Source organism: Phytohabitans sp. LJ34 (assembly GCF_052068095.1).
Classification (GTDB): domain Bacteria; phylum Actinomycetota; class Actinomycetes; order Mycobacteriales; family Micromonosporaceae; genus Phytohabitans.
The window spans coordinates 1-17,024 of the sequence record NZ_JBQHDG010000021.1; the positions used below are offsets into that span (position 1 = coordinate 1).

Consider the following 17,024-nt stretch of genomic DNA (forward strand, 5'->3'; position numbering starts at 1 on the left):
AAGACCCGAAGTCAGTCCGTCGTAGGGTCAGACCCCCGACGGGAGGTGCTCACAAACATCATCTCTGTCCGTCGTGGTCGCTCTCCGTTGCTCCCGCGGCCTCACTCGTCCGCTGTTGGTTGCGCTTTGCCTCCGGCGGGAGCGCTCCGGACCAACGGATATGGGGTCGGCGCGGCCCCGCTGCGACGGTGGCGGCGATCTTGGGAGTTTGGGCGCCTCGCCTTTCGCGAGTTCGAGCCGGTTGTTCCTTGCTCTGCGGTTTCGGCTTCGCTTGTGGTTGCGGTTACTGCGCCTCCGGCGGGGCCTCGGGCTCCGGCCGGGCCGTCCCCGGCTTGTTCACTCTTCTTGGTGGGTGGTTGCGGTGGGAGCCGTGCCGTATGCCGTCGTCCAGGCAAAGCCGAGCAGACCAGCGCCGGGACCGCCAGCCTTCCGTCTGATCCTCACCCCGCGCGTGTCGTGGCGGCCCCGGCGCTGGTCCGCTCCCCGTGCGGGTGGACGACGGCATACGGCACGGCTCGGGCTACGCCAGCTAGCTGCGGCAAGGGGCGGGGCCGGCCGTGTGGGGTAATGACCGTTTTCAGCCGACTACTTGCAGGCGGATCTTTCCCGGGTCCGTGTCAGCGGTGGACCGTATGCTCCCGCGGGCAAGGGTCCGCTCCGGCCATCGGGCTATCGGTTACACGGGGTCACCGGCCGGGATCGGGTGCTTTGAGATCTAGGACGGTTAGGGTTGATATGACGCCCTACTCTCCAAGATCTCGAATCTTGTGCCGCTCACACCGTCACGGCGGTTACTCGCGGCGACAAAGCCCCGGCTGGCCCCGGCGCGGGGCCTCTGAGCTGGGGAGACACCGGAAAGCTCTGCGCCGCACGCGGTCTCAAACTCCGAACGTCGAGGGGCGGCCATAACAACCGTGAGGCGCCTAGATCGCGAAGTCGCCACCACACCCCGCTCACGCTGCGTCGACAGACGTCGGGGTGGGGCTCGGCGCAGCCGCTGGGGTTGGGGGGACCAGCGGCGGATGGGTTGGGCCGCGGGAAATGCACCCCAAGAAAACGCTCCGCTGCGCTCCACGTTTCCCCGGGGGCCCCGCGCAGCGGTCTGGACCACGACGGACGTCGCGGTAGCTCAAATCGTGGCTTTGAACGGTCCAGGGCGTATCCGCACGATCGCGGACACGCCCTGGACCCTGAGGCTCAGCTGCCGAAGAAGACTTCCGCTTCGGTGTAGCGCTCGATCGGGACCGTCTTGAGCTCGCCGGTGCCGTCCTTGAGCGGCACGCGGACGATGTCGGTGCCGCGCAAGGCCATCATCTTGCCGAAGTCGCCCTCGTGCACCGCGTCGATCGCCTGGAGGCCGAAGCGGGTGGAGAGCACGCGGTCGAAGGCGGTCGGGGTGCCGCCGCGCTGGATGTGGCCCAGCACGACCGTGCGGGCCTCCTTGCCGGTCTTCGCCTCGAGCTGCTCGGCCAGCCACTGGCCGATGCCGCCCAGCCGCACGTGCCCGAACGAGTCGAGCTCCTGGTTGTGCAGCACCATCTGGCCGTCGAGCGGCTGGGCGCCCTCGGCGACGACCACGATCGGCGCGTACTGGTGCTGGAAGCGCTTCTCGACGTACTGGGCGACCTGGTCGACGTCGAACTGGCGCTCGGGCAGCAGGATCACGTTGGCGCCACCGGCGATGCCGGCGTGCAGGGCGATCCAGCCGGCGTGGCGGCCCATCACCTCGACGACCAGCGTGCGGTGGTGGCTCTCCGCCGTGGTGTGCAGGCGGTCGATCGCCTCCATCGCGATGTTGACCGCGGTGTCGAAGCCGAACGTGTAGTCGGTCGCGTTGAGGTCGTTGTCGATGGTCTTGGGCACGCCGACGACCCTGACGCCCAGCTCGTCGAGGCGGGTGGCGACGCCGAGCGTGTCCTCACCGCCGATGGCGACGAGCGCGTCGACGCCGAGGGAGGCGAGGTTTTCCTTGATCTTCTCCACGCCACCGTCGATCTTGAACGGGTTGGTGCGGGAGGAGCCGAGAATGGTGCCGCCGCGCGGCAGGATGCCTCGCACCTCCGCGATACCCAGCGGCTTGGTCACGCCCTCCAGGGGACCCCGCCAGCCGTCCCGGAAGCCCACGAACTCGTGCCCGTAGGTGGCGACGCCCTTACGCACCACCGCTCGGATCACCGCGTTGAGACCTGGGCAGTCACCGCCGCCGGTGAGCACGCCGATACGCATGATGTCCTCAGTCCTCCTGGGGAAAATGTGAAAGAAATGGCCCGTCGGCGTCGTTGCCGGCCCGGGGCGGAGCCGTCAAACGCGCACTGTAGTCGCCCTGTCTGAACTCAAGATGGCCGGGCTAACCCATCGCCCGCCAGCGCGCCAAGTTGTGGCGGGCGTCCACCAACGCGTCGTGGCGGTCCGCTTCGGCCTCCGGCAGCGGCGGCCGGCCACGGTCGTCCCAGCGCTGCCGGAGATCCTTCGTAAACCGGGGTATCTCCCGCGGCAGCGCCGGCATCGGACCCCAGAGCTGCGCGAGGGCCACGTGGTCGTAGGCCGCGTACCAGGCCCACAGCTCCATCCGCTCGTGCTGGCGCCCCTTGATCGGCTCCAGCAGAAACGCGTAGAGGTCGTCGCGGATGCGCTCGCGCGAGCGCCAGGCGGGGTCGCCCGGCGAGGGGAGTCGGTCGAGCACGTTGCGGCGCACCCAAGGCACCGCCTTGGAGTCGTCGAACTCGGTCGAGATCGCGTAGAACTCGCGGCCGTACTCGTCGACGACACCGATCGAGACGAGGTCGACCACCTGGCCGTCCTCGATGAACTCGCAGTCGTAGAAATAGCGGTACACCATCGGGGGTCATCATGCCCTGTGCCCCGATCGGGTGTTAATGCGAGCCGGCCGGGTTAAAGCAGGCCCCCTCGCTTTAACCCGACCGACTCCTCATCCCCGCCGCCTGACCCGCCGCGGCCCCCGTAAGTTCCCCCACCTGCGACGGATCTGTGCTCTAGCCTGCACGTATCCTGAGACTCTGACTGTCACCGATGTGATCGCGGGACTGTACAGCACGCGACACGCGCGACAGCATCTGGTGTTGACAGGTCCGCCACTGGCGGTGATTGTTGTGTGTTCGACCTGTTTCTGCCGCGATGGTGGGCGAAACGGGAATGTGGTCCTTACCGGGGAGGGGTTGGACCGTGGAAGGTCGCCTGCCAGATCCTGGCGACGCACTGACAGGCGTCGAGATGTTCGCGGGTCTCGAGCCCGAGGCAAGACAGCGGGTCATCAACGCGGCGGTGCCGCGTACCTACCGCAAGGGTCAGCTTCTCTTCGTCGAGAGCGACCCCGGTGACTCGCTGATCATCCTCAAACGCGGCGCCGTCGCCGTCTTCCGCACCTCGCCCACCGGCGAGCGCGCCGTCCTCTCCGTGGTCCGTCCGCCCGACGTCATCGGCGAAGTGTCCCTTCTGGACGCATCCACCCGGTCGGCCTCGGCGGAGGCGATCGAAGACTGCACCGCACTCGCCCTGTCCCGCCAGGCGTTCATGGAGCTGGTGCACAACAATCCGCGCATCCTCGACGCCGTCATGCGTTCGCTCGGCGCACTGATCCGCCGCCTCACCGAGCAAAACGCCGACCACGTCTTCCTCGACCTGCCCGGCCGGGTCGCCAAGACCCTCGTCCGGCTGGCCGGCGAGAGCCAGGCCCCGATGATCACCATCGAGCTCAACCAGAGCCAGCTCGCCGAGATGGCCGGCGGCTCCCGCCAGAGCGTCAACCAGGCCATCGGATCGTTCGCCAGCCGCGGCTGGCTGCGCACCGAAGGACGCCGGATCGTGGTCACCGACGTGGCGGCCCTGCGCCGCCGAGCGGGCATGGCGGATCGGTAGGCCGGGTGATTCGGCCGACTGCCACCTTCCGGCGTCGGCTGGGCGCGGCGATACTCGGTCTGGTAAGGGCTCGACCACGCCCCTACCTTTCTGGAGGACGGCATCACCGCCCCATGCCCTCGGTGCGCCCGGCCAGCCGCCGCCGCTGACCGCTTCTGCGCAGGGTGCGGCGCCGAGCTCAGTCCGGCGTGCCCGCGCTGCGCGCGGCCGGTCGCGGCCGGTGCGGCGTACTGCACCGGGTGCGGGGCGGCCATCGGGCCGGTGCAGGCCACCGCGCCGCAGGAGGACCGGCGGCGGATCAGCGTGCTGTTCGTCGACCTGATCGACTTCACGCCCTATGTGGAGAGCAGCGACCCCGAGCTCGTCCGCGGCATGCAGACCGGCTTCTTCTCGGCCACCCGCCGCGTCGTGGGGCAGTACGGCGGGGTCGTCGAGAAGTACATCGGCGACGCGGTCATGGCCATCTTCGGCGCGCCGGTGGCCACCGAGAGCGACGCGCTGCGGTGCGTGCGGGCCGGGCTGGAGCTCCAGCGGGTGCTGGCCGGGTTCGCCGGCGACCTGCGCTTCCGGGTCGGCGTCGCGACCGGTGAGGCGCTCGTCGACGTGGCCGCCGCCCGTGACGGCGGGCAGGCGATCGTGGCCGGCGACGTGGTCAACACCGCCTCCCGCATGCAGGCCGTCGCACCGCCCGGCGGGGTGCTGGTGTGCGGCACCACCTACGCGCTGACCCGCGCCCGGATCCGGTACGCCGCCCGGCCCGCGGTGACGCTGCGCGGCCGCTCGGCGCCGACCGAGGTGTGGCTGGCGGAGGCACCACTGCGCGCGGCGCGCGCCGACCGGGCGCCCGATGCCACCCCGATGATCGGCCGCGAGCACGAGCTGCGGCTGCTCGACAACGCCCTCCACCGCGCGCTGCGCGACCGCGCGCCGCAGCTGGTCACCCTCTTCGGTCACGCGGGCATCGGAAAATCCCGCCTGGTACGCGAGCTGCACGCGGCCACTCCCCCGGTCGGCGCGGTGACCTGGCACGTGGGGCACTGCCCACCGTTCGGCGACGACGTGGCGTTCGCGGCGCTGGCCGACATCGTCAAGGCGGAGACCGGCATCCTCGACACCGACACCGCGCCCGCCGCCGCCCAGCGCCTCTCGCGCGCCGTCGCCGACCTTGTGCCGGCGGCCGAGGCGGGGCGGCTCGTCGACGCGCTGCGCCCGCTCGTGGGGCTCGACAGCAGCCGCATGCCGGCCGAGGAGGCCGAGTCGGCGTGGCGGCGGTTTCTCGTCGCGCTCGCCGCCCGCCGCCCCACCGTGCTCGTCTTCGAAGACCTTCACTGGGCCGGCGAGACGATGCTCCGCTTCCTGGAGCTGCTCGCCGCCTCGGCCCGCGACGTGTCGCTGATGGTGCTCTGCACCGCCCGGCCCGAGCTGCTCGACCGGGCACCCGGATGGGCCGGCACAAGCTCACTCGCGATCATGCTCCCGCCGCTGCCCGGCGCCGGGATCGCCGCCCTGTACACGCACCTGTTCGGCCGCGGGCCGGTCTCCGCCGACATGCTCGGCCCGCTCGTCGAGGTCGCCGACGGCAACCCGCTCTACGCCCACGAGTACGTCCGCATGCTGATCGAGCAGGGCGCGCTGCGGCAGTCCGGGCGCGGGTGGTCGCTCGACGCCGAACGCGAGCTGCCCATGCCCGACAGCGTCCACGGCGTGATCGCCAACCGCATCGACCTGCTCGACAGCGACGACCGTCAGGTCCTGCTGGCCGCTTCGGTGGTGGGCACGTCGTTCTGGCCCGGTGCGGTCGCCGCCGCGCTCAGCCGCCCGGCCGAGTGGGTGGAGCGCTGCCTGCGCCGGCTGGAGCAGCGCGACTTCGTGCACGAGCGGACCGTGTCCGCGATCGCCGGCCAGGCCGAGTACCGCTTTCGCCACGTGCTCGTCCGCGACGTCTGCTACCGCCGCATCCCCCGCACCGAGCGGGTCGCCCGCCACGAGCGCACCGCCGACTGGCTCGACGCGCTCTCCCGTACCCGGGACACGGATCTCGCCGAGGTCCTGGCCCACCACCGGTGGGCGGCGCACGACGTCGCCGGGCGGCTGGGCGTACGCGCCGAACGCTACGCCGCGGCCGCCCGCGAGGCCCTGCACCGCGCGGCCCGGCGCGCCTACGCACTGCACGCGCTCGACGCGGCGGCCGCGCACGCCGAGCGGGCCCTGGCGCTGCCCGGCATCCCCGGGCTCGAGCTGGAGCTGCTGGCCGCCGAGATCGCCTTCCACCGGGGCGGCTCGCTCGACGTCCCGTCGCTGACCTCGCTCGCCGAGCGCCTCTTCGCCGGCGGCGACCACGCCGGCGCGGCCCGCGCCTGGACGCTGCTCGGCCAGGCGGCCTGGGTACGCGCCGACCGGCCGGCCGCGCTCGCCAGCCTCGACCGGGCCGTCGAGCTTTTCGACGCCCTGCCGGACAGCGCGCAGAAGGCCGACGCGTACGCCGAGCTGGGCCGCCTCCACATGCTCAACTACGAGCGAGAGCCGGCGGTGCAGGCGGCGACCGCGGCGGCCGAGATGGCGTCACGCCTCGGCGCGGTGGAGGTCGCCGCCAACGCGCGCATCACCATCGCCGCCGCCCGCTACCAGGCCGGCGAACGGGCCGGGCTCGACGAGCTGCACGAGGTCACCGCATTCTGCCGCGAACGCCGGCTGCTCGCCCTCCCCCGCGCCGTGCAAAACCTCGCCTGGGCGGTACGCGAGGAGGGCGACTGGGTCGGTTCGGACACGCTGCTCGGCGGCGGCACCGACCCGGGCGTGCTCGCGACGGGCTACTCGGGCGAAGCGATGCGGGCGTACTTCGCCGGCGACTTCCCCGCGCTGCTGGCGGCGGCGGACGCGTTCCTGCACACGCCCACCGGCCAGTGGGACATGCAGGTACGCGGCGTCCGCTCCGTGCTCCGCATCCTCCGGAGCGAGCCACACACCGACGACGTCGACGAGGCACTCGACACGGCCCGGGGCAGCGGCTTCCATCGGCCGTACTGGACCGCGCTCGGCCTCGGCGCTCTCTGCCGTGCCCTGGGCGGCCGCCGGCGCGAGGCCGCCGCACTGCTCGACGAGCTGGTGGCCGCGTGGCGCCCGGTGCCCGCTTTGGCCAGCGGCGAATGGGTGGCCGCCGCCGCGAACGCGGCCGCTCTCACCGGCCCCGACGCGGCGGCCCTACTGCGCGAGGCGCTCGCCGATGTCCCGCACCGCACCCCATGGGTGGAGGCCGCGCTGCACACGATCTCACCGGGTGGCGCGGCGGGCCTCCTGGCGGCGGCCGAGATCTACGCCGGCATCCCGGACGCCACCGACCGGGTGCTGGCGCTGGCGCTCGGTGCGGGCGAGCTGCGCCGGTCGGGTGACCACACGGCCGCGGACGCCGCGCTGCAAGAGGTGCGCGCCTTCGCCCACCGCAACCAGGCGCCGGGCCTGGTGCGCCTGGCCCACGGCGCCACCCCCGACACCAACTACACCCCGATCCTCGCCTCCTGAGGGACGCGCTCGCCCGGATTTTTGGGCTACCGCGATGCCCGTCGTGGTCCATGCCGTTGCTCCCGCGGCCTCACCCTGGTTTCTTGGTCGCGGTTACCCCTTTCAAGCCTCCGGACCATCGGGATGGCTGTGACACCGAAACCACGCCCCAATCGGGCTAACGATCATGCGAGGAGCAGCTGCGAACCGCACGATGGGTTAAGGGCACCCCCTCCTGATGGGGAAGGCTGGAGAGGTGTGACCGTGACCTGCCCGACCGGCCTCACCAGCCACCGTCTGTGACGCAGCGTCAGCAGGCTCAGGCAAGAAACTTCGAGATCCAGGACAGTTAGGGTTGATATGGCACCTTAACTCTCCAAGATCTCGAATCTTGGGCCGCGCGCACGGCGACGGCGGTTACTCAGGGCGACGAAGCCCTGTTTTCGATCTCGCCGCGCCTGTTCGGTAACAGGCATAGTGGACAAACACCACCGCACCGCGGGAGCAGCGGACCAGACCATTGTCGACTTTCGGTGAGTGGCATTGGATCCGGACCACGACGGCCATAGCGGTGGCTCAAAATCGCTGTGCTCAGCGATCTCGGTCAGGCGGCCACCGGGGCGGGCGGGGGCTCGGCGCCGGTGTCGGTGGGGGGCGTGGCGGCCTTGGCCTGCTGGGTCTTGATCTTCTGGGCGTAGATGTCGACGTACTCGCGGCCGGACAGCTCCATCAGCTCGTACATGATCTCGTCGGTGATCGCGCGCTCGACGAAGCGGTCGCCGGCCATGCCCGCGTACCGGCTGAAGTCGAGCGGGCGGCCGAAGCGGATCTGCACGCGCTGGATCTTGGGGATGATCTTGCCGGGGGGCTGGATCTCGTCGGCGTTGAGCATCACCACCGGGATGACCGGGGCGCCGCTCTCCAGCGCCAGCCGCGCCACGCCGGTCTTGCCGCGGTAGAGCCGGCCGTCGGGCGAGCGGGTGCCCTCCGGGTAGATGCCGGCCAGCTTGCCCTCGCGCAGCACGCGCAGCTGGGTGTCGAGCGCGGCCTGGGCGGCGCGCCCGCCGGAGCGGTCGACCGGGATGGTGCCGGTGCCGACGAAGAACATCTTCACGAGCCAGCCCTTGATCCCCTTGCCGGTGAAATACTCGGCTTTGGCGACAAAGGTGACTTTCCGCTTGACCATCAGCGGCATGAAGATCGAGTCGGAGAACGACAGGTGGTTACTAGCGATGATGGCCGGCCCGGTGCTGGGCACGTTGTCGCGACCCTCCACCCGCGGCCGCCAGATCAACCTGAGCCATGGCCCCAGCAGGATGTACTTGAGCAACCAGTACAGCACAGGCGTCCTTCCCGCAGAGCTCCGCGCACGGAGCCGTCGGGATGAGCCTACGAAGCGGGTACGCCGCGCCACAACGCACTCCCCGAACCAGTCCTCGCCGTGTCACGATTCAGTGCACGGCCCGCACACCCGCGTGCGGGTCGTCGAGCCGAGCCGACCGGGCGCCACGAGCGCCAGCGAGGAGTGTGTGCGGTGTCAGCGGGTGGTGCCCGGCGGGGGCGGCGGGACAATGGGCTCGACGCGACCGAGTACGCCGTGGCCGGCGATGTCGACCCCCGGGTCGGCGAGCACCTCCTCGACGTGCTGGCCGCGGGAGGCATCGCGGCCTACCTCCAGCCCTCCGCCGATCTCAACCCCGTGACCCGCACGACCACCATCCCGCCGCGACCCACCGACCGCCTCTACGTCGACCGCGCCCACCTCGAGGTCGCCCGCGACCACTTGGCCAAGCTGGCCGAGCCGCCGCAGCCCGAGCCGCGCGAGATCGACGTCGACGTCGACGCGGAGTGGCAGCGGATCGTGGCCGGCTTCCACGACGAGGCGGCCGAGCCGACGCCGCCGTGGCCCCCCGCCGAAGAGGCGCGCCGGGGCGACCCCGACAAGCCGCTCACCGACGCCACCCGGGTCAGCGGGGTGACACTCGGCCGCCGCCACGAGGAGCCGTCCCTTCTGGACGGTCTCGACACGTTCGGCGCCGACCTGCCCGACGACGAAGACGACGAGGAGGGATACACCCCGCCTCCGCCGCCGCCCTTCCCCCGCATCTCGAAGTTCGCGGTCCTCGGCGTTCTCGCGATCATTGGCGGGTTCGCGCTCTTCCTCTTCCCCGAGCTGCTCCCGACCGACCGCGGCATCACGACGCTGATCGGGTTCACCGCGATCCTCGCCGGCTTCGTCACGCTGATCTGGCGCCTGCGCTCCGGCGACGAGGAAGACGACGACCCCGACGACGGAGCGGTCGTCTGACGCGTCGAGCACGATAAATTCGTCTGCCGGCGTATCCGCTACGTAACGCTTGTGTAACTTCGCGTCAGTAGGAATACTCCTAACACGCCAATTCCCCCGACCAAGGCGCACGGTTTTCGATGCCCTCTTCCGATCACCGTCCGCCGAAACGAGGTGCCGAATGCGGCAGACTTCCCTCGTGGTGGTGGCCAACCGCCTGCCCGTCGACGACACGGTCGCGCCCGATGGCGCCTGTGAGTGGCGACGTAGCCCAGGCGGCCTGGTCAGCGCCCTACACCCGATCCTCCACCACACACCCGCGACATGGATCGGCTGGGCCGGTGGCACCGGCGAGGCACCCAGCCTGCCCGACGTCGACGGGGTGCGCATGCACACGGTGGCCCTCACCGCCGAGGACGTGCGCGACCACTACGAAGGCTTCGCCAACGCCACCCTCTGGCCGCTATACCACGACGCGGTCGAGCAGCCCGTCTACCACCGCCGCTGGTGGGAGTCGTACCAGCGGGTCAACCAGCGCTTCGCCGAGGCGGCCGCGGAGGTCGCCGAGCCCGGCGCGGTCGTCTGGGTGCAGGATTACCACCTCCAGCTGGTGCCCGGCATGCTCCGCGAGCTCCGCCCCGACCTGCTGATCGGCTTCTTCCTGCACGTGCCGTTTCCGCCGCCGGAGCTGTTCATGCAGCTCCCCCGCCGGGCCGAGCTGCTGCTCGGCATGCTCGGCGCCGACCTGGTCGGCTTCCAGCGGGCCCAGGCCGCGCACAACTTCGCCCAGCTCTGCGCCAAGGTGCTCAACGTGCCGGCCACCGACCGCCGTATCGCGGTCGAAGACCGGGTGGTGCGCATCGGCGCGTTCCCGGTCTCGATCGACATGGCGGAGATGGAGCAGCTGGCCGCCCGCCCCGACGTTGTCGCGCGGGCGAAGCAGTTCCGCGCCGACCTCGGCGAGCCGCAGCACATGATCCTCAGCGTCGACCGCATGGACTACACCAAGGGCATCGAGCACCGGCTCAAGGCATACAGCGAGCTGATCGCCGACGGCCACATCAAGGTCCGCGACACGGTGATGGTGCAGGTCGTCGTGCCCAGCCGCGAACGGGTCGAGCGATACCAGGTGCTCCGCGACCGGGTCGAGCACAAGGTCGGCCGCATCAACGGCGAGTTCGGGCGCGTCGGCGAGCCGGCGATCCACTACCTCAACCAGCCGTTCGACCGGGCCGAGCTGGCCGCGCTCTACCGGGCCGCCGACATCATGGTCGTCACCCCGCTCCGCGACGGCATGAACCTCGTGGCCAAGGAGTACGTCGCCGCCCGCGTCGACAACACCGGCGCGCTGGTGCTGAGCGAGTTCGCCGGGGCGGCGGCCGAGCTGACGCAGGCGTATCTGGTCAACCCGCACGACCTCGACGGCCTGAAGCTGACGCTCATGCACGCGAAGGAGGCCGCGGCCAGCGACGTGAGCGCCCGGATGGGCGCGATGCGTGAACACCTGCGCGGCCACGACATCCAGGCGTGGGCCCGCACCTACCTGACGGCGTTGGACCACACCGGCTCGCTCGTGGCCCGCCTAGGAGCTTCTTGACCTTTATCTGGGCTACCGCGATGTCCGTCGTGGTCGCCGTCCGTCGCTCCCGCGGCCTCACCCATCTGCCGTTGGTCGCGGTCACCCCTTTCAAGCCTCCGGACCATCCGAAGAGGAAGTGAGCGTGACCAAGCGCGCAGGGTGAGGCCGCGGGAGCAGCGGTCTGGACCACGACGGACGTCGCGGTAGCTCAAATCCTTTTAGGAACCGCCCTTTTCCAGCCAGTCGAGGATGGCGTCGATCGGCTCGCGCCAGCGGGCGTCGAGCATCAGGTCGTGGCCCATGCCGGGGAACAGCAGGGGTGCGCCGCCGTAGCGCCGGGCCGCGCGGGTCAGTGCCGACGCGGGCACCACGCGGTCGTCGGGGCTGCCCACCACCAGCACAGGCGGGTCGCCGACCGGGGGCTCGGGTGCGCGGTGGAGCAGCAGCTGCCACTGCGCGCGGGCGGAGGCGCGGCCGAGCCGGTCGGTGTATCCGCGGGCCACCGTGTCTGGCACCTCGCGGCTGAAGAGCTGGCGGCGGCTCAGCCGGAGCCGGCCCCCGAAGATCGCCGGAAGCGTGCCCGCGGGGTTTCTTCGCAGCGCCGCGCCGAACGTCGCCCAACCGCCCAGCACCGGCGCCGCGAGCACCGCGGCCCGCGCCGGGTAGCGCGCCAGCGCGCGCTGCACCACCAGGGCGCCGGCACCCTGCCCCACCAGCACCGCCTGCCGTGGCAGGGCCGCCGCGGCCTGGACGACGTCATGCGTGTACGCCCGGAGGGTGGCCCTCGGTGTGTCGCCGCTGCCGCCGTGGCCCCGCGGGCTGACCGCGTGTGCGGGGAAGCCGCGGCCGGCGGCGTGCTCGAGCCAGAACTCGGCGAACGCCCACGCGCCGTGGCCGAAGCCCGGCACGAACAGGACCGGCGGCTTGCCCTCGTCGAGCTCCGGGGTGGCGCTGAGCACCTCTCGCCGCACGGGCGCGATCGGCTTGGCCCAGTCTTCGAAGCGGATGAGCCTCATGCGCGCGCTCCCGCCAGGCTGTCGATCATCTTCTGGAGCGCCCGCAGGTAGTCGACGTGGCTCACCTCGAACCAGTGGCGCGGCGTGTCCCGCACCTTCGCGCGGGTCCAGCGGCGGTCGGGCTGCTTGGCCACCGCGCCGGCCCAGAACTCGCCGGCCCGCTGGGGCGCGGCCTCGCGCAGGCGCAGCCAGCGCGCGATCGCCACGGTCTGCCAGTGAACGAGCGGCAGGATGCCCGAGTCGGACTCCAGCAGCCCGGCGACCGCCAGCGTGGGGTGGCGCCGCGAGAACGCGTGCAGGTGCAGCCGCGGCCGCCCCTCCGCCGTGGCGGCCAGTGCCTCCGGGGCCAGGAACTCGAAGCGCGGCCGGTATCCGGTCGCCGCGACCACCAGGTCGGGCTCCACCTCGGTGCCGTCGGCCAGCTCGACGCTGTACTGCCGGAAGCGGGCGATGTCGGGCACCGGCACGATGCCGCCGTGGCCCACCTGGTAGATCAGCTGACTATTGACGATCGGGTGGGTCTCGAAGACCTTGTGGTCGGGCCGCCGCATGCCGAAGCGCCGCGGGTCGCCCACCGTCAGCCGGAGCGTGCGCTGGAGCAGCCACTGCCGCAGGCGCAGCGGGAGGCGCAGCCGCAGCACCGCGTCGTGAAACTGGTCGGCGGGGCGGCCGAGGACGTACTTCGGCGCGTACCAGTAGCCGCGACGCGTCGAGTGCCAGCAGCGGGACGCCTGCTGCGCCGCCTCGACCGCGATGTCGCATCCCGTATTGCCACCGCCGATCACCAGCACCCGCTTGCCGCGCAGCTCGGCCGGATCCTTGTACGCCGACGAGTGGATGACCCGGCCCTTGAAGTCGTCGAGCCCCTCGTAGGCCGGGAGGCTGGGCGACCAGTTGTGACCGTTGGCGACGACGACGGCGGCGTAGCGGTGGGTGCGCTCCGCGCCGTAGCCACCGGTGCTGCGCGTGGTCACATCCCACCGCATGCCGTCGGCCGGCTCCACCTTGACCACCTCGGTGCCGAACCAGATGTGCGGGCGCAGGTCGAAGTGGTCCGCGTAGCGCTCCAGGTAGGACAGCACCTGGCTGTGGTGCGGGTAGTCGGGCCAGTCGTCCGGCATCGGAAAGTCGGGGTACTGCGTGAAGGGTTTGGACGAGATCAGATGGGCGCTGCCGTAGACCGGACTGCGGTCGTGGCGCCAATTCCACCCCCCGCCGACACCGGTCTCGCGCTCGTAGCAGTCGACGCCGAACCCGTGCTCTCTCAGGTTTTTGACGGCGACGAGCCCGCTCGGCCCGGCGCCCACGACGCAGACTGTCTCGCCCCGGTCGTAAACCGGGCGTCCGTCACGCCAAAGGGTCGCGCTGTCATGATCGGTGGAGGTGGTCACCGAGTGTCTCCTAAAATCGCGGCTGCGAAATCCTCTCGACTGGCCGCACCCTTTGTCCACCCCCGGGAGGAGTGTTTCAGCGTTTATGCCACGCTCTTATCCCTCACTGGTGTTTCCGCCGCCACGCGCCGGGGCGGGACGGAGGAGGTTGCGCAGGAGGATGACGGTCACGGCCATCAGGGCGATGTACAGCGGGACGCCCGCGCCCAGCTGCTGCGCCATCGCGGCCAACGGCGGGTAGTCGGCGGCCGGTGGCAGCGGGGACGACGGGTCGCCCAATGCCTGGGTGACCCGGTCGGCGACCCAGGTGCCGCGGCCGACGATCATGTCGTGTGCGATCGGGCCGGGCGTGGTCACCAGGGCGAAGGCCGTGCCGGCCACGGTCGCGTACAGCCAGGGGATCACGTGTCTGGACGCCGGTGCCACCGCTCGGGCGACCCACACCGCGAACGGCATGATGAGCGCCAGCGCGGGCGTGAGCGCCACGAAGGCGAACGACGAGTCGAGCAGCCAGTGCACCACCCAGCTGATCGCGGGCCCGCCTTCGTCGAGGTAGATCGCGTGAAACCAGAACATGGCCAGGCCGCCGACGTAACACATCGTCAGCGCGGTCACCAGCAGCGCTAGTCGGGATGCGGGGTCGCGGTAGAAGTCGGCGTAGGCACGGACGGATGGCGGCGGGGCCGCGTGGGCCGGGCTGAGGACGGCGCGGAACGAGGGGGACACGACGACACTCCATAGATGGATGTATATATCTCTATGGTTAGTGTCCGCCGGAATGCCGTGAAAACAGCTCCCCCCAAGGGATTCACGTGAACGAGAGGTGAGCCACCACGGGGAAGTGGTCGCTGGCGCGGAGCGCCTCGGGGGTGTCGACGACGTCGTATCCGAGCACCGTCACGCGCGGATCCACGAAGAGAGCGTCGATGCGCTCGCGCGGGTTGGCACAGGAGAACGTGGGCCGCTGGAGGTCGCCCGCCGCATCCGTCATCCCCTCCGCCAGGATCCGCCATGCCTCACCAGAAGTCGACTCGTTCAAATCAACGCCGAGGATCACCGGCAGGTCTACTTTGGACATCTCGGCCCGGACCGCGGAGGCCTGCGCCGGACGCTCGTCCGCATACTTGGACAGGTGTGAGCCGGCGATCACAAATCGCGCCGGACCCACCGAGCACTCCGCGAACGCCGCGCCCCGCATGTGCCGCCCCGCCGTGTGCGGCAGGCGGATGGACCACGCGTCGTGCACGCGCACCCGGAGGCTCGTCAGCACGAGGTTGCCCAGCGACGGCAGCCCGCCCGAGGCGACGAGCATGCCGAACGACCGGGCCAGCGCCGCGCCCTTGCTACGCCAGCGGAACCGGCGCGGTCCCTCCTGGACGATCAGCACGTCCGGCGCGATGTCCTTGACCACCGCGGCGAGCGCGTCCTGGTCGTCCTTCTGGCTGTGCACGTTGTACGTCAGCACCCGCAGATCCACAGCGTCTCCTGGTCGCTCGCTCACCACCGTCGTGGGCGAGGCCCGTCCGCGCCCGCTCACTCACGGACCGAAACCTAACGCCGGCGGGCGAGGTCTCCCGCACCGACCACGCCGGCCGTGTTGCCCATCTCGGCGGCCCTCAGCTCGGCCACCGCCGCCCTGTTGCGCTGCGCCAGGGAGTCCACATAGGACCGACGGGTGGGGCCGAGCAGGAGGTCGCCCGCCTCCACGACACCGCCACCCACCACGAGCATCTGCGGGTCCAGGATCTGCACCATGTCGGCGAGCGCGATGCCCAGCCAGTGGCCGATCTGCGCGAACGCCTGCCGCGACACCGGATCTCCGTCCATCGCCGCCGCGGTGACCATCGGGCCGGCGATCGCCTCCGCGTCGCCCTCGGCGAGCTCCAGGAGGGCGGCGGCGTTGCCCGGATCCTGGCGGGCGCCGGCGCGGGCGAAGCGGACCAGCGCGTTGCCGCTCGCGTACTGCTCCAGGCAGCCGTGGCGGCCGCACCCGCACAGGTGGCCCTCGGGCACCGAGAGCACGTGGCCCAGCTCGGCCGCGATGCCGTGGGTGCCGCGGACCAGGTCACCGCCGAGCACGAGCGCGCCGCCCACGCCGGTGCCGATCGTGAACATGACCATCGAGTCTTCGGCCTGCCGGGCCGCGCCGAAGCGGAACTCGGCCCAGGCGGCGGCGTTGGCGTCGTTTTCGACGATGACCGGTAGCCCGGTGGCGGCCGTGACGTACTCGCGGAGCGGCTCGTCGCGCCACGCGATGTTGGGGGCGAAGAGCACGTTGGAGCGGGTGGCGTCGATCCAGCCGGCGGCGCCGATGCCGACCGCCTCGATCTCGCGCCCCGCCGCCAGCTCGGTGACCGCCTCGATGATCACGTCGCGGGTCTTGGCCACGTCTTCCGCGGGCGTGTCGCGACGCGTGTGCGCCAGCACGGCACCGGCCGGATCGACGACTCCGGCGGCCACCTTCGTGCCGCCGACGTCAACACCGATGGTCAGCGTCACGCCGATGTCCCCTCTGAAATCCTTACTCCGACGCTGGATCATGACTGGCCCGCGTGGCGGCCCGCCAGACATCCTCCCCATCGTCTCGCGTACCGGAATCCGGCGTGGCGGCTTCGTCACGCTCGGCAGGCGTGGACAGGGACCGCAGCAGGCTCGCCACCCCCGCCGCGAAGTCACCCGCCCCGGTCGCCACCCGCTCCGCGAACTGGGGGTTGGGGTCGCGCATCGCGGCGATCACCCGGCACAGCGGGCACACGCAACACTCGGCGGAGCCGGTCGAGACCGGGCCGGCGGGCGCGCCGAAGAGGGACCCGGACGAGACCGTGGCCAGCACGGTGGCCACCAGGCGCTCGGCCTCCTCGCGGGCGGAGATGGGATCGGTCGGGTTCATGAGGAGGCTCCCTCGGCCCGGCGCTTGAGCTGCTTCAGCGCGGTATCCATGATCATTTTCTCGGCCTTGCGGCGGAACATTCCCAGCATGCCCACCGACAGCTCCACCTCCAAGGTGTAGGTGACGGTGGTCGTGCCGTCGCCGTTGTCGGCGATGTCGTACGACCCGTTCTGGGTCTTCTGCATCTTGGACGGCTCGACGAGATGCCACTCGATCCGGGAGATGTCCTCGGCGTACTCGTATGCGAGTGTGTACTCGTCCGCGATCACACCGGCGTCGAGGGTGAAGCGCACCTGGCTCGCGTAGCCGTCCTCGTACTCCTCGAGGACCTCGACCTTCTTCATCGCGTCGGTCCACTCGGGGTAGCGGGCGAAGTCGCAGATGACCTCCGCGACCCGCTCGGGGGGCGCGGCGACGACGATCGACTGGGTGGAGGAGTCCGCCATGCCCGGGAGGTTACCCCGTGCGAGCGGAGAGGCCCTGTTCC

At 71.1% G+C, this 17,024-nt stretch carries 13 protein-coding genes and 1 pseudogene; 4 read left to right on the forward strand and 10 right to left on the reverse strand.

Annotated elements, in window-relative coordinates; genetic code table 11:
• Window positions 1-1,197 precede the first annotated feature (1,197 nt).
• Window positions 1,198-2,226: a 6-phosphofructokinase gene (locus ACTMTJ_RS32490; protein WP_441222470.1), complete on the reverse strand. Its 1,029-nt coding sequence runs from the start codon at window positions 2,224-2,226 to the stop codon at window positions 1,198-1,200.
• A 121-nt stretch (window positions 2,227-2,347) separates the two neighbouring features.
• Window positions 2,348-2,839 (reverse strand): polyadenylate-specific 3'-exoribonuclease AS, encoded by a 492-nt coding sequence (locus ACTMTJ_RS32495; RefSeq protein WP_441222471.1) that lies wholly within the window; start codon window positions 2,837-2,839, stop codon window positions 2,348-2,350.
• Window positions 2,840-3,183: 344 nt separating this feature from the next.
• Here ACTMTJ_RS32495 and ACTMTJ_RS32500 point away from each other — a divergent pair, with 344 nt between their 5' ends.
• Window positions 3,184-3,876 carry a Crp/Fnr family transcriptional regulator gene (locus tag ACTMTJ_RS32500; RefSeq protein WP_441222472.1) on the forward strand — a complete coding sequence of 231 codons (693 nt, stop codon included), beginning with the start codon at window positions 3,184-3,186 and terminating at the stop codon, window positions 3,874-3,876.
• Window positions 3,877-3,978: 102 nt separating this feature from the next.
• On the forward strand, window positions 3,979-7,395 hold the full coding sequence (locus tag ACTMTJ_RS32505; RefSeq protein WP_441222640.1) for an ATP-binding protein: 3,417 nt from the start codon (window positions 3,979-3,981) through the stop codon (window positions 7,393-7,395).
• 583 nt (window positions 7,396-7,978) lie between these two features.
• Here the strand turns inward: ACTMTJ_RS32505 and ACTMTJ_RS32510 are convergent.
• On the reverse strand, window positions 7,979-8,716 hold the full coding sequence (locus ACTMTJ_RS32510; RefSeq protein WP_441222473.1) for a lysophospholipid acyltransferase family protein: 738 nt from the start codon (window positions 8,714-8,716) through the stop codon (window positions 7,979-7,981).
• 192 nt (window positions 8,717-8,908) lie between these two features.
• On the opposite strand from ACTMTJ_RS32510, the gene ACTMTJ_RS32515 reads away from it, so the two are divergent.
• Together ACTMTJ_RS32515 and ACTMTJ_RS32520 are read left to right on the forward strand one after the other, a co-directional pair.
• On the forward strand, window positions 8,909-9,682 hold the full coding sequence (locus ACTMTJ_RS32515; RefSeq protein WP_441222474.1) for a DUF308 domain-containing protein: 774 nt from the start codon (window positions 8,909-8,911) through the stop codon (window positions 9,680-9,682).
• Between the two features lie 160 nt (window positions 9,683-9,842).
• Window positions 9,843-11,258 (forward strand): alpha,alpha-trehalose-phosphate synthase (UDP-forming), encoded by a 1,416-nt coding sequence (locus tag ACTMTJ_RS32520; protein ID WP_441222475.1) that lies wholly within the window; start codon window positions 9,843-9,845, stop codon window positions 11,256-11,258.
• A 200-nt stretch (window positions 11,259-11,458) separates the two neighbouring features.
• Here ACTMTJ_RS32520 and ACTMTJ_RS32525 read toward each other — a convergent pair whose 3' ends face one another.
• The 7 genes and pseudogenes from ACTMTJ_RS32525 to ACTMTJ_RS32555 form a co-directional block, all read right to left on the reverse strand.
• A complete protein-coding gene (locus tag ACTMTJ_RS32525; protein WP_441222476.1) occupies window positions 11,459-12,256 on the reverse strand; it encodes an alpha/beta hydrolase in 798 nt (265 codons plus the stop codon).
• Window positions 12,253-13,647 carry a flavin-containing monooxygenase gene (locus tag ACTMTJ_RS32530; protein WP_441222477.1) on the reverse strand — a complete coding sequence of 465 codons (1,395 nt, stop codon included), beginning with the start codon at window positions 13,645-13,647 and terminating at the stop codon, window positions 12,253-12,255. Before ACTMTJ_RS32530 ends, ACTMTJ_RS32525 begins: the two co-directional genes overlap by 4 nt.
• 96 nt (window positions 13,648-13,743) lie before the next feature.
• Window positions 13,744-14,373 carry a hypothetical protein gene (locus ACTMTJ_RS32535; protein WP_441222478.1) on the reverse strand — a complete coding sequence of 210 codons (630 nt, stop codon included), beginning with the start codon at window positions 14,371-14,373 and terminating at the stop codon, window positions 13,744-13,746.
• 82 nt (window positions 14,374-14,455) lie between these two features.
• Window positions 14,456-15,124, reverse strand: coding sequence for an endonuclease/exonuclease/phosphatase family protein (locus ACTMTJ_RS32540; RefSeq protein WP_441222479.1), 669 nt, complete (start codon window positions 15,122-15,124; stop codon window positions 14,456-14,458).
• 74 nt (window positions 15,125-15,198) lie between these two features.
• On the reverse strand, window positions 15,199-16,146 hold the full coding sequence (locus tag ACTMTJ_RS32545) for an ROK family glucokinase (RefSeq protein ID WP_441222480.1): 948 nt from the start codon (window positions 16,144-16,146) through the stop codon (window positions 15,199-15,201).
• Window positions 16,147-16,174: 28 nt separating this feature from the next.
• A pseudogene (locus ACTMTJ_RS32550) lies at window positions 16,175-16,537 on the reverse strand (hypothetical protein); the annotation flags it as partial.
• Window positions 16,534-16,983, reverse strand: coding sequence for an SRPBCC family protein (locus ACTMTJ_RS32555; protein WP_441222481.1), 450 nt, complete (start codon window positions 16,981-16,983; stop codon window positions 16,534-16,536). The gene ACTMTJ_RS32555 and the pseudogene ACTMTJ_RS32550, both read right to left, overlap by 4 nt.
• Window positions 16,984-17,024 lie beyond the last annotated feature (41 nt).

Coding starts and splice junctions, on each gene's coding strand:
- ACTMTJ_RS32490 (WP_441222470.1), bottom strand. CDS start 2,226: ATGCGTATCGGCGTGCTCACCGGCGGCGGTGACTGCCCAGGTCTCAAC.
- ACTMTJ_RS32495 (WP_441222471.1), bottom strand. CDS start 2,839: ATGGTGTACCGCTATTTCTACGACTGCGAGTTCATCGAGGACGGCCAG.
- ACTMTJ_RS32520 (WP_441222475.1), top strand. CDS start 9,843: ATGCGGCAGACTTCCCTCGTGGTGGTGGCCAACCGCCTGCCCGTCGAC.
- ACTMTJ_RS32525 (WP_441222476.1), bottom strand. CDS start 12,256: ATGAGGCTCATCCGCTTCGAAGACTGGGCCAAGCCGATCGCGCCCGTG.
- ACTMTJ_RS32555 (WP_441222481.1), bottom strand. CDS start 16,983: ATGGCGGACTCCTCCACCCAGTCGATCGTCGTCGCCGCGCCCCCCGAG.